The organism is Vibrio sp. N418, assembly GCF_000222565.1.
GTDB classification, from domain to species: domain Bacteria; phylum Pseudomonadota; class Gammaproteobacteria; order Enterobacterales; family Vibrionaceae; genus Vibrio; species Vibrio scophthalmi.
Genome location: NZ_AFWD01000058.1, coordinates 160,345 through 173,830 on the forward strand (window position 1 = coordinate 160,345; position 13,486 = coordinate 173,830).

The window sequence follows — 13,486 nt, forward strand, 5'->3', positions numbered from 1 at the left end:
CATCTCAATGAACGAGCATGTTGCTTTTGATTAACGTAGTTGGCTATCTTTACTCGCGCGGCGGTTAAACAAGCTGCTTGCTTTGAATAGAGCATCTTGCTTTTGCTGACACTCAACACACAACTCAACACCCGGCATGATTTTGCGGCGAGCGGCAGGGATCAACTCACCACACTCCAAACAATAGTCGGTCTCGTTGTACTCTTTATGCAGATTTGCTCGTGCACGGTTAATTGCATCGCTCACCGTCGCATCGATTTGATCTTGAACGCCACCATCTCTGGTGAATCCATTAGCCATAATGATCTCCAAATTTAATGAATGACTAGGAGAGTATTATCAAACAACTTACTCACGTTGATAATCCACCGCGAAAGGGAATCACTATTACACAACTGTAATAATCGTATATGACTAAACCCGTGGTGCTCATTGCGGCATTTTTCTTCTTCACATCCACAATCACAGAGACAGCTTAACCTTGCGTTAAACTCCATTTTTCCTGGCTTAAAATAAAAAAAGAGACAAACCTAAGTTTGTCTCTTTGCCTGTTCCACTCTATGACGTCAGCCTAACCCATGACTTAACGACTTACCTTGCTCCCAAACGCTTGGTACGAGTGAGCTTTAATTAGAGGCGCAGATTGCGCCCCTACTTAAACGGACAACTTGATTAGTTAACGCGGTACTTCGCGATGATTTCTTCATCAAGCTCAACACCCAATCCTGGGGTGTTTGGTACGGCTACGTAACCATCTTCAAATGCAATTTGGTTTTTCACTAGTGACGTAAACAATGGGCTGGTACTTTGAGAGTACTCAATCAGATCGCCGTGTTCACGAGATGCAAGGAAGTGAACCGTTGCTGCAATCAGGATACCGGTTGAGAAACCGTGTGGTACAAGCTTCATGCCAGCCATGTGCGCCATATCGTAGATCTTCACCATCTCAGTAATACCACCACAACGTGTTACGTCTGGTTGTACAAAGTCAGCACCTGATTTTTCGATAAAGTTCGCGAACTCGTAGCGAGTCGTTAGTGTTTCACCACCAGCCAGCTTTTGCGAAGTCGATTGAGAAACCTTACGGTAACCTGCTAGTACATCATCGGTGATTGGCTCTTCAATCCATAATAGATTGAACTCTTCTAGCTTCTTCGCCATTTCAATCGTGTGACCCGCAGTGCGCCATGCGCTTGCTAGGTCGATTGCAATTTCAACGTCTTTATTGATGCCACGTGCTGTCTCACACACGGTTTTAATGATTTCGTAGTCAGTTTCCGCGTTTTTACCTAGCGGACCACCACCAAATTTTAGCGAAGTGAAACCTTGAGCAAGTAGCTCAGTCGTTCGAGCAACGTTTTCTTCTTTGATAGCAGACGGGATAAACGTACCGTAAGCACGGATCTTCTCGCGGAACTTACCACCCAGTAGTTGCCATACTGGTACTTTGTAGAACTGACCAGCAATATCCCACAATGCCATATCGATCGCAGAGATTGCGTGGATCATGGTTGAACGACGACCAGCATAATGAGTGCCGTTATACATTTTGGTGTAAAGACGCTCGATCTCTAGTGGGTTTTCACCAACAAGAAGACGCTCTAGACCTTGTGAAGAACCGTGGCTTTGAGACGCTTTGATGCACGCTTCGATCATCATCGGTGAGCTGTCAGACTCGCCCACACCAGTGATACCTGCGTTGGTATGAACGCGAATTAATACGCCATCTTCACCCCATTCACAGGCTTCATCAAAAGCAGGTACGCGCAGGTGGATAACTTCTACTTCAGTGATTTTCAATTCGTTAAATAGCATTTTGTTTCTCTGATATTTTAAAATGTCTTTCCTGCAGATTAAATCGTGGAGCTATCTAACGAGCAGGAAAGAGACTGCCAGTACCGAAACTGGCAGATAATTAGACGGAATTACGCTGCCGCTTTTTCATCAACAACAGGTTCAATAACGGCTTTCTTAGTGAAACGGTCACCTACGGTGTAGATACATAGGGCGATAACTACGGTCACAACACCAGCCAATTTTTGTAGAGTCATCAACTCACCAAGTAGGAAGTAAGCGACGATCATTGCAAATAGTGGTAGAACGTTCAGCGCCATCGTGGTGATAACCGCATCCTGAGTTTTCAGCGTTGCCACTTCCCACAGCGCGTATGCAATACCTGAACATAGCAAGCCAAGCGCTAGGATACTTCCGATGTGTTTACCATTTTCAACGAGTACTACAGCTGAAGAGAAATCTGCACCGGTTACTAGGCCAACAACAAGCAATGCACCTGTCGCTGCAGCGAATTGGTAGAAACAGCTTGAGAACGTGTCGTAACGAGAGTTTAGGTCTGAACCAAATTTACCCAGGATGTAGTTGTAAGTCACAAAGCCAAGCACGCCAAATAGTGCAAACAGGTGACCTAGGTTTAGACCTTGGATTTTGTTTGATGGGTCATAAGCGATAACACCCGCGCCCACAAGAGATAGCACAACAGCAAATACTTTTGGCGCTGATGGCTTGATCTTATCAATCACAAATACCGCAAGCATAGTTAGGAACGGTGCCATACCGTTGATAACACCGATCTCACCCGATGAAGTGTATTCGTACGCTAGGATAGTGAAGTAAAAGAACACCGCTTGAGCAGATACACCTGCTGCAGCCAACAGAAAACCGTCTTTTTTGTTTTGAATTTTCTTTAGCGTATGCTTTTTAGAAAACATGAATAGAACAACAAAACCTAGCGTCGCAATTGCGTAGCGAGCAATGGCTAGTACAACTGGATCCAGTTTACCGGCCAGCACGCCACCAAGTGGGAACGATGCACCCCAAAGGGCAGCACAAACAAGAGCAATGGTTAGACCAAGTGATTTATTTGGAGCAGGTTTACTCATTTTTTTATTCTCATATAAAGGCGTTGCAATAACGTCTTTTGGATATCTCCAAGCAACATCAAGATGTAGGATTCAGTATTTGCTTGGGGGACAATTATTATTTTTGGTAAATATTATTGTGGGCAAATACCGATAACGTGTTCTAAACGTTGATCTTTCTGGTACAGAGAAGCGTAAGCAAAACCAACACCTTCTAGGTTGGTCGGCTCACCATTGGCAACATCAAACACACGGTCAACGATCTTATTTGAAACGTTGTCGATAGTGTCTGTTGCGTCCATGATTCCACAAGCGTTGATATCCATATCAGCCGTAATGAGAGAGCTGTTACCAGACACTCGAATTACCGGAACGATTGAGTTGTTAAAGCCTGCAGCACCTGCAGTCCATAGAATGAGTTGGCAACCCAGTGATGCAAAATGCATCGCTGCACCACCACACAACATGGTTGTTTCCGTTAAGTAGAAACCTGGAGTAGTTGGTTTTTCACGATGAATATGGTTGATGCGCAGGCAGTCTTGAATAGGACGCGTACCTGTTTTGTGCATCGCACCTTGTGATTTTTCATCAATCGTTGTTAGACCACCCACACTGTTACCGATAGACATGGTTTCAGTGCCTTCGATTACGTGCCAACGTTTTAGATCTTCAGCGATCAGACGTTCAATTTTCTCACCCACTGCCGGTGTAACTGAACGCTCTTTTAAGATCTCTTCACAACCGAGAAGCTCAAGCAGTTCACCTGCCATTGTCGTTGCGCCCATGTCGATCAATTTGTCTGATGCCGCACCCACTGATGGGTTAGATGCAAGACCACTTGAAGTATCAGAACCGCCACACTTGATGCCGATGCGTAATGCCGATACCGGAGCATCCACTCGCTCTACGCTATCCGCGTATGCTTTTAGCTCTTTTGCTAGCTCAACACCATCTTTAATTGTTTCGATGGTACCTTTGTTTTTGATAACCGTCAGAGCGTGAACAGGTAAACCTTCTTTGCGTACTGGTTCTGCAATCATTTGCGGGTCGATAGAACCACAACCCATCGCGATAACAAGCACACCCGCAATGTTCGGGTTGGTTGCGGTGTGGATGATAGTGTCGATCATCTCTTCGTTGCCACCGTACATACAGGTGTAGTGGTTAGTTACAACAACTGAGTCATCGATTTCTTTGCTAATGTTGCGCGCAATGCCTTCACAGCATTCATCGATCGCAACAATCATTACGCTATTACGAATACCAAATGTGCCGTTTGGGCGCGGGTAGCCTTTAAATGTCGTCGTCATTATTGCTCAATCCCCATTTGTTTGATGATTTCTTCGATGATCGCTTCAGGAATGTCTAAACGCTCGCTGCGAACGTTTTGTACATGGACAAGTTGACCCAATGGAATTTCAACAATCGACTTACCGATTGAGTGACCGCATTTCAAAATATGCTCACCCGTCGCCATGTCGCAAAGCGCGATCTTATTGCCGAAGGTAATTTTCTGCAGCGCGTTGATTTCTGCGATCACTTCATTGTCAGCGGAAATAATTTCTACTCGTTCGTTTTTTTCCACGTCACCCAGTAGCGTCGCTACGTTGTCTGTAGGAGAAAGTTTTATTGCTTTCATTGTTATATTCTCTGTTTGCGATTAACAGTTAACTGTCTATTGTTCGACAATCGGCAGTATACAGATCAACAAAAGACAGAATATGACAAAAGTCACAAAATGATGTAATAACTTTCAACATATGAAAATGTGATGTTCTAAATGTGCGCTAATCAGATAGAGAAATGCGGAATATAATAAGATAAGAAATTGAATTTTATAAAAAATAAACAAAATCTCACAAAGGCAAAATTCGTCAAAAAACAGCAGAAACTTGGTACAAAATCACCTATTTTGGCCAGTTTTACCTCCTGACGCACCAACAAGTATTCAGCAAAACAATCGATTTTGTTTCAATAGCCCACTAAACAAGCGACACAAACTAACAACAGCTCAAATTTTGCTACCAACTACAACGCAGCCAAATAAGCACAAATCGATGAGATACACAGAGCGGCACTGAACTTTAACGGGGGTATTTTGGGGTCAGGACAGTGTTAACGCCGGAATGCTTAAAACAGACCAGTCTAAAGCACAACACCGCAAAGAAAAGTGCATATTCCAACTCATAATCGGTTCATTAGAAAAAGGCGTGATTAACAAGAAGCGCAAAAGATAGATTGAGCAAAAAAAAGAGACAAACCGATGTTTGTCTCTTTTAGATATTATTTGGGCCTTCGTTCATCTAGCGAGCAATCGGCTCGGCCAATGATCAATTTAGTAGTTTATTACCAAATAGCTCTTTGGGATAAAGCGCAAGGCTACTGCGAGCAATTCCCCATGCACTGAGATCTTGATTGAACGCATCTGCTCCAGCGAACATCGAAAGATAATAAGCATCAGGATTAATCTTCCACTGGCTAATATCTTGATTGAAAGCCTTTGTGTCGCTAAACATAAAATCCATTTCGGTCACTTGAGATACGTCCCATTGACTGAGATCTTGATCAAACGCTTTCGTGCTACGGAACATAAAGCTCATGTTTTTTACATTAGAAGTATCCCATTGACCAATAGGTTGGTTGAAAGCGGCAGCCTCCCAAAACATATATTTCATGTCGACCACTTTGGATGTATCCCACCCCCCAATTGGTTGATTGAAAATGGGGTTTTCCATAAACATCGCATTCATATCGACAACATTTGCTGTATCCCATTGGTCGATATTTTGATTAAAACGTGATGCGCCATCAAACATAGAATCCATTTTGGTCACCTTGGCGGTATCCCACTCACCAATAGGTTGGTCAAATTGCTTCGTTTGGGAGAACATCCCTGACAAAAATTGCACGCGAGACGTATTCCAATTACCAATGGGCTGGTTAAATGCCGCGGCACTATCGAACATGTAGCTCATGTCGGTCACATTTTGCGTGTCCCAACGACTAATGTCTTGGTTGAATGTTCGTGTATCGGAAAACATGACTGACATGTTCTGTACTTGAGAGGTATTCCAACGACTAATATCTTGATTAAATGACGTATCTGAAAACATGCCACTCATATCGGTCACTTGTGCGGTATTCCAGTCACCAATAGGTTGGTTAAACGCAGAGCGAGTAAACATGCTTGTCATATTTTTTACCTTGCTCACGTCCCACAAACCAATCGGTTGGTTAAAGGCATGGGCAAAGTGAAACATCCACCCCATATCGGTCACTTGAGACGTATCCCAGTTACTAATATTTTGATTAAAGGTCTTATTGGTAAAAAACAGATCCTGCATGTTCGTTACGTGACTCGTACAATATTTCAACGAGCCCGCCGCTAACTGAGCAAGATTTGAAGGTTCTCGAACGCTAACATCATCAACCACAAGATAGCGACTTCCGGCGACTTCGACGTAACTCCCTACCGCTTGTTCATTACAGGTAACCGTTGATGGTGGTGGGACTTTTTCACCAAAACAACCCGATAATAAGAGAGACGAAGCGAGAAACGTGATCTTGTAACTATGATTCATGAGCGTTTTATAATCCATTTTAACAGTAACTTAGCGGTGCAGATTTTATACTGCTCTTGCTTGGACATTCTGCGGGTTCTATCGCAACATAGGCATCAACATGAGTAAAATGTTTGCTTTTAGATCGAACTTGGCGACGTAAACATTATTCAAAAAAAAAGACAAGCCCTCGCTTGTCTCTTTTTTCTTCCAATAGTTAGCACTCGTGGCTAAATGACTTGCTTACCTTGTACCCAAACTTGTTGGATATTTTCTTTTTGCGCTAAGCAGACCATTTTTTCTAAGATGTCCCGTGGCGTATCAAATTCAGGCCAAATGCGTAAATTACCAATCAATGGGCTTGCTTCAAGCACAAGGGCATCAAAATGATGCTTGGCACTTAGCACGCCCGTTCTAGCATCGAGTACTTGAGCGCCACCTGCGGTTGCCATCCAAAACGCTTCAACAAAACTGATGCGGGCGTTAGCCGTACCACGCTCACCAGCCGCCACCATCACGTCAACGCCTTCTTCACGCACTCGCGAGTGAGCAACCGCATCAAAGGCAGCTCGGAATATAGAAGGCGATGGCGCACCTGCAATATCACTACCCAAACCAATTTGTACTCCGCTATCCAGCAGCTCTCGAGTTTGCATTGCCGCATTGGCAAAGAACATATTGGAGAGTGGGCAGTGGGCAATCCCCGCATTGAACTGCTTAATCAGCTCAACATCGTGCTCAGTTAAAAAGATAGAGTGTGCCAACACTGATTTATTATTTAACAAGCCTGCATCCGCGTAGATCTGCACATCGCTCTTACCATAATGCTGCAAAGCATAATCGCGTGCCCAATCGCTTTCAGAGCAATGAGTTTGCATGTGCAGATCGTATTTTTGCACTAAGGAGCCGAGCTTATTGAGCATTTCAGGTGTGCAGCTTGGCACAAAACGAGGTGTAATAACCGGGCTGACCAAACCGCTATCGTTGCCAGGTAACGCAAAAACATTGCTAACGAACGCTTCGGTTTCTGCAAACGCTTGAGCTATATCATTTTCACGATAGAAATCTGGGCATTGTTCAACGTTATCCATGTTGATCTTGCCCACATAAGCACGTTGACCAAAATCCAAACAGGTTTGCGCCAACAGCTCGGTAGATTCGCGATGAATCGACGCAAAATAAACCGCGCTGGTTGTGCCGTTTGCCAGCAGCGTTTTCGTCACGTCTTGATAGATCGCTTGCGCGAACTCGACATCTTGATAGCGATTTTCCAATGGGAAGGTGTAGTTTTGCAGCCAATCATAGAGAGGCAAGTCCAAACCTTTACCGGCTTGCGGCCATTGCGGAGCGTGACAATGCAAATCCACCAAGCCCGGCATCAAGTACTGACCTTGGCGTAAAGTTTGCAGTTTTCCTTGCTCTGCTAATGCCGTCAGTAATGCTTGATACGAAGGATGCTCCGGAGTAAAGGTGGCATCAATATCACCATCAAGGTTAACCAGAATTAAGTAATCGCGGATGAATTCAAATTCACCTTTAATCGGCGTATGAAAGGTGTCGCCGACGATCGCAAATTGGACATGATGAGTATTATAGATTGGGCTATTCATTGTTATGCCTCACTCTCAACAGATGTTTCATCTGAAACGCGATCTTGAGGAAGAATAAAGTTAAGAATGACCGCCGCTAAGGCGCCAATTGCGATACCAGAATTAACGAGGTAACCCACTAACTCTGGCAAGGCATAAACCAGTTCGCGTGGCATTAAAACCGCCCCCAGTGACAGCATAATCGGTAAGCCTACCACCAGCATATTGCGCTCAGATAGTTGAATATGTTGGATAACACGGAAGCCATTCATTGCAATCACTACACAGATCACAGAGAAAATGCCTGAGATAACCGCGTGAGGAATCGATGCGATTAAGCTGGTTAGTTTTGGCATTAAGCCCAGCAACAATAGGATAAAACCACCGGCGATAATCGCGCGACGTGAAGCAACACCGGTTACGGCAATAATACCCGCATTAGTTGAGTACCCCGTCACTGGGCTACCGCCAAGCAGCGAGCAAAGGAAATGACCCGCAGCTTCGCCCGTTGCACCACGATTAAGGCGCTCATCTTCAAGCTCAACACCCGTTACAGCACTAACCGCGCACCACGTACCGGTTGTCTCAACCAGAACAATCATTGAGATGAATAGCATGGTCATGATCGCAACAGGATCAAAGGTCAATTCACCAAATGGCAATAAGCTTGGTAGTTGTACCCACGCAGCGGTTGTTACTGATGAGAAGTCACTCATACCATAGAAGGTCGCGGAAATCGTGCCCAGAATGATCGCGCCAAGTACCGATGTTAGACGCAGCCAATGCAAACGCTTATGCATACAACCGAGTAAAATAAAACTGCACAGTGAAACGATGCTTACTAAAGCAATGACGATGTTTTGACTAGCAGTTTCACCGGTGTAAATACCATTAAAAGCGACCGGTAGAAGTGAAATTCCCACCACGATAATCACCGTACCGCCAACAATCGGCGGAACAAACTTGCGTACAAGTTTGCTAAATATATTCAGTGGCTTACCCAATAGAGCAACGAAAATCGCTACCGGAATCAATGCACCATACACCGCACCCATTCCCATCGTTTTACCAATCGCTGCGACCGCTCCGATTGGAATATAGGACGGCCCTTGCATTACTGGTAACTTCAATAAACAACGCGATTGAATAATGGTCGCAAGGCCCGCTACGACAAACGTCATCTGAATCAAAGAGGAAGTATCTGCCACGGTTAACGATAGCAAACTCGCGAGGATAATCGGCACAATATACAAATCCATCGCCAATACGTGCTGGGCACCTAAAGAAAGCGAACGCGGGATCGATATTTTTTCATCAATGTTAGTGGTTGAGTGATTAGCTTGGTGAGTATTCATAGCAACTTGAGTACTTAGCGATTGGCAACTTTTCAATTAACGAAGTTATCAACGGCAAATTTAGGTTGTACAAAGCCTGCATACGCTAATAAGCGACGCAAACCGTGAGTTCGTATTTCTAGTTATATATTTCTGATTTTGGCGTTTCAAAAAACTGAATCGATGGGATGCAAATGAAGAGAAAAGTGTTATCGGCATCACCATTTTTGATGTGCGGCTGATTCTAACTCAATAATCGAGTTGCGCAAACGTTTGCTCAATTAAATGTTTTTATCGTGATGAGTGGGGTTCGTAATAAAGATCAGTCGCCGCGTTCACTCTTCAGCTGTTTTGAAAATTTATCATCGATTCAATAAGATAGCCTTGCTACTATAGCGCGGTCATAAATTGCACTAGCCAATACGCCTGACGTAACAGCACGTATTGGTTATCGATTACCGTTAAGCCATTACTCCCCTTTTATTGGAGTTTCACTTGAAAACCAAACCTCTCTTTTTATTATCTTTAATGGCTATTTTTAGCTCTTACACCACTACAGCCAAACCACTGGAGAGATCTTTCAATACGGTTGATGAAAAACGTACTGCTGTCGAATTGAATGGCGTGGTGACTCATGGTTATATACCTGATAGCCCTGTCTATTTCGCCTCAAACGTGACAGAAGATGATGATGGTAAACAACAGATCCAAGGGGCGACTTATCGTGGTGAACCTCAGTTTGATTGGTGGGTTGCTGACGGTTTTTACGCCTTTTGTGATAACAATAAAATCAAGATGGGCGTCACTGATTCTGCGATGGATTTTTATGACTTCTTTGATATCGACGCAGAGTTTTTATTCACGCTCGATAACGGCTCTCGTTATTTCTACCAGCCGAAGATCGCCGAAAACAAACACCTTTACTCGCCAGAAATCGGCTACCGCCAGTTATTTTTCCAACCAACCGCCTCGTTTATCACCGCGCTAAAACAGGCCAAAACCGTTCGAGTAAACATCGAGGCTGAGTATCAACTAAGGCCAGATACCCTTGATTTTGAAAGCCGTCTACCTATGTATGGCTTTGCTGAAATGATTACGCGAGTCATGAATCATTGTCCTGAGACAGCACCAGAACAAGATCTAACCTTACTGAGCAAATCTCAGCGTTTAGTGGCTAATGCCAAAAATCTGCTGAATACCAAAAATTATGATGATGCGGCTAAATTACTCAAACAGGCATCCAAAATGGGCGAAGGCGAGGCAAGCTACTTATTGGGTGAGTATTACGTTCAACACACCGAGGGCGATGAGCGCTGGGCGAGAGCAGACAAAGCCATGGCTCTCGGGGTTAAGCAAGGTAGCGCTGATGCTATGTGTTATGTCGGCATTAACTTGATACGAGCGCGTGAAGAGAATGCAGAAAATGGTGCGAAAGGTTTGGCACTATTAGAAAAAGCACAGGCAAAAGCGGCGACGTGCGCAGCACAAAATTTGGGCTACATGTACAGCGCTGGCCTACTAGTCGAAAAAGACCAACAAAAAGCGCGTGAGTACTTTAAACCGATTGCGAAGCTTGAACCGAAAGCTCTGCATTTGCTTGTGGCAACCTATGTTCGTGCACCACAAGAACTCGATGCAGAAGCCTACCCTTGGGTTCAATTGATGATAGAAAATCACGACTCCGATCTGGGGCTGAAGGCGACGATTTGTCAACGTAGCCCTGACGTATGTAATCAAGGAAGCATGTTATGAGACCATTATCTCAGCTTATTCTTTTAACGAGTTTATTCTCTTCTGTAACTGCCTACGCAGTTCCTTTTTCTGATCTGAAATTTAAGCGACAAGGAAGAGAATCCATTGCTCTTGTTAAGGCGACCAATCAACCTTATAGCGGGATAGCGACTGCCAATTTTGACAATGGCAACCGAGATGCTGAAGCCCACTATGTGAATGGGCATTTACACGGCGTGCGTTATTTCTGGTTTGAAAACGGCCAACTAGAACGCGAAGAGTACTTCCTAAACGGTAAAAAACATGGCCCGAGTTACCTCTGGTTTGAAGATGGACGCCTAAAAGAACAACACCACTGGCTTAATGGTGAAGAACACGGCACAACGCAAACTTGGGCGCTGAATTCCAGAAATATAGATGCCGATGGCAACCCGAGTTACCAACCAAGTTATCGTACTGACTATCAATTTGGGCGACAGAGTGGTGAGAGCCTCCGATGGGAAAATGGCGAAACCGCGATGAAAACACGTTACGTTAATGGCAACCGAAATGGGGAATTCATTAGCTATCGAGTCGAAAACAAAAAACCTTACTTGGAAACCGAGGAAAAATACCTCAATCGTGAAGAGCAAGGATTAACACGTAAATACTTTCCCAATGGCACGCTCAAACAAGAATATTTTGAGACAGCAGGTGACCTTGAAGGCCTAAGTCTTGTTTATCTGTTGAATGACAACAATGAATCGATACTCGATCTACGCGGTTTCTATCACGATGACGAACGTCGAGGAATGGCTCAAGAGTTTAAGGACGGCACGCTGATCGCTGAACGCAGTTACCGAGACGGTATCACCTATGGCTTATTCCACCTCTTTAGTCCACAGGGGAACTTGAATCGTTTCTATGCAACCGAAACCGGTAAACAAATTGAGATACAGCCTAATACCAATCAACGTACTTCTGAAAGCTATCAAGTTAAACGCCGCTTTGATGGCTGGCAATTGCAATGGTTTAGCAACGGCAAGATCGCGAGCCGAACCGACTTCGAGCAAGGCAGCCAAACGCCATTTCAAAATGAATGGTATGACAATGGACAACAAAAATATCAAGTGATTCAGGGCAATCAAGACGACCTTTTCATTGAAAATCAGTGGTACGAGAATGGCCAAATCAAAAGTAACGTCACGTTTCGTATGAGCAGTGATGGTTACGGTTTTGTTCAACATGGTGAGGAAAAACAGTGGTACAGCAATGGCCAGTTAAAGCTTGCTACTTCTTATAAAAATGGCGAGCAAGTGGGGAATCGCCGTACCTGGCTTGACGATGGCACGCTATATTCAGAATCAGAACAAGAGATGGGTAATTAATAATGACAACACAACCGATCTTTCAATCCGCGAAATTGCCTCAATGGGCAACTCGAATTCTATTGGCCGGATGCCTTCTTCCTTTAAGTGCTTACAGTGCTCAACTGGAATTTAAAGGCTCTCCCCTATTAGCACACGAAGTTGGGTCATCTACGCCTTATTCTGGCACCGACATTCAATATTATTACGACAAAGACAGTGGCGAGTTGAGTAAGCAAAAACTCAGTGAAGTCACCTACCTTAATGGCCAAAAAAACGGGCAAGCGAAATATTGGGCCTACGATGGAAGCCTGCAAATATTGCGCACGTTTAGCAACGATATACTCGATGGTCGCGCCGTTTCTTTTTATCCGAACGTAAAAAATAGCAAAGCTTGGGAACGTTTTTACGTCAATGGCAAAGAGGAAGGTTTATCAACTTTTTGGGATACCTTCGGTAATAAACAAGCAGAGATGAACATGAAGCAAGGTATGCGTCATGGCTTGATGCAGAGCTGGAGCGATAGCCAAGAGCTCACTTACCGCGGCGATTTTAACCACGATAAACAACAAGGTGAACATTGGTGGTATTACGATAACGGCCACAAACAACAGCACGCTGGATTTAACAATGGTCAATACGATGGCGCCTACCAGGTTTGGTACGAAAATGGCACGATGGCTGTCGATGCTTTCTATGTAAAAGGAAAGCTACAAGGTGAAGAACGGTATTGGTACGACAATGGTCAGCCACAAAGCGTCATCACCTATCAAGATGGCGTAAAACAAGGTAAAGAGCAGTATTGGTATAAGAACGGCAACCTAATGCACAGTACTGAATATCAAGCAGGTTTAAAACAAGGCAAACAAGAAACATGGTATGAAGATGGTCAACCGCAATCAGTCAGCCATTTTAACCACGGCACATTGGATGGTGAAGAACTGCTCTGGACTAAAAACGGCGTGAAAACAACGTTTGAATATCAACAGGGACGAGTGGTTCAGTTCGACATTCCATAATCTTTCACCTCCCACCATTCAGTGAAACTCA

General features: G+C 44.3%; 11 protein-coding genes. 3 read left to right on the forward strand and 8 right to left on the reverse strand.

Translation table 11 applies throughout. The annotated features are described in order from the left end of the window. Positions 1-30: 30 nt before the first annotated feature. The 8 genes from RH86_RS13170 to RH86_RS13205 form a co-directional block, all read right to left on the reverse strand. A complete protein-coding gene (locus RH86_RS13170; RefSeq protein WP_005595302.1) occupies positions 31-300 on the reverse strand; it encodes a DksA/TraR family C4-type zinc finger protein in 270 nt (89 codons plus the stop codon). Between the two features lie 372 nt (positions 301-672). Then, the gene (locus RH86_RS13175; RefSeq protein ID WP_005595300.1) at positions 673-1,815 is read right to left on the reverse strand and encodes a mandelate racemase/muconate lactonizing enzyme family protein; all 1,143 of its coding nucleotides are present in this window, start codon (positions 1,813-1,815) and stop codon (positions 673-675) included. 110 nt (positions 1,816-1,925) lie between these two features. Further along, on the reverse strand, positions 1,926-2,897 hold the full coding sequence (locus RH86_RS13180) for a DMT family transporter (RefSeq protein ID WP_009386659.1): 972 nt from the start codon (positions 2,895-2,897) through the stop codon (positions 1,926-1,928). 113 nt (positions 2,898-3,010) lie between these two features. Then, complete coding sequence (locus RH86_RS13185; protein ID WP_009386660.1) at positions 3,011-4,186, reverse strand: UxaA family hydrolase; 1,176 nt, start codon at positions 4,184-4,186, stop codon at positions 3,011-3,013. Further along, complete coding sequence (locus RH86_RS13190; RefSeq protein WP_009386661.1) at positions 4,186-4,515, reverse strand: UxaA family hydrolase; 330 nt, start codon at positions 4,513-4,515, stop codon at positions 4,186-4,188. The genes RH86_RS13185 and RH86_RS13190 overlap by 1 nt, the downstream gene beginning before the upstream one ends. Positions 4,516-5,206: 691 nt before the next feature. Next, entirely contained in the window at positions 5,207-6,457 is a 1,251-nt protein-coding gene (locus RH86_RS13195; RefSeq protein ID WP_009386662.1) for a BspA family leucine-rich repeat surface protein, read from the reverse strand. Positions 6,458-6,666: 209 nt separating this feature from the next. Next, positions 6,667-8,046 carry a guanine deaminase gene (guaD, locus tag RH86_RS13200; RefSeq protein WP_009386663.1) on the reverse strand — a complete coding sequence of 460 codons (1,380 nt, stop codon included), beginning with the start codon at positions 8,044-8,046 and terminating at the stop codon, positions 6,667-6,669. Positions 8,047-8,048: 2 nt separating this feature from the next. Next, complete coding sequence (locus RH86_RS13205; protein WP_009386664.1) at positions 8,049-9,380, reverse strand: solute carrier family 23 protein; 1,332 nt, start codon at positions 9,378-9,380, stop codon at positions 8,049-8,051. A gap of 474 nt (positions 9,381-9,854) precedes the next feature. Here RH86_RS13205 and RH86_RS13210 point away from each other — a divergent pair, with 474 nt between their 5' ends. The 3 genes from RH86_RS13210 to RH86_RS13220 are packed head-to-tail and all read left to right on the forward strand — an operon-like array spanning position 9,855 to position 13,455. Continuing rightward, complete coding sequence (locus tag RH86_RS13210) at positions 9,855-11,111, forward strand: tetratricopeptide repeat protein (RefSeq protein WP_009386665.1); 1,257 nt, start codon at positions 9,855-9,857, stop codon at positions 11,109-11,111. Next, on the forward strand, positions 11,108-12,457 hold the full coding sequence (locus RH86_RS13215) for a toxin-antitoxin system YwqK family antitoxin (protein WP_009386666.1): 1,350 nt from the start codon (positions 11,108-11,110) through the stop codon (positions 12,455-12,457). Before RH86_RS13210 ends, RH86_RS13215 begins: the two co-directional genes overlap by 4 nt. Before the next feature lie 2 nt (positions 12,458-12,459). Then, entirely contained in the window at positions 12,460-13,455 is a 996-nt protein-coding gene (locus RH86_RS13220; RefSeq protein ID WP_009386667.1) for a toxin-antitoxin system YwqK family antitoxin, read from the forward strand. The last annotated feature ends 31 nt before the right edge of the window (positions 13,456-13,486 follow it).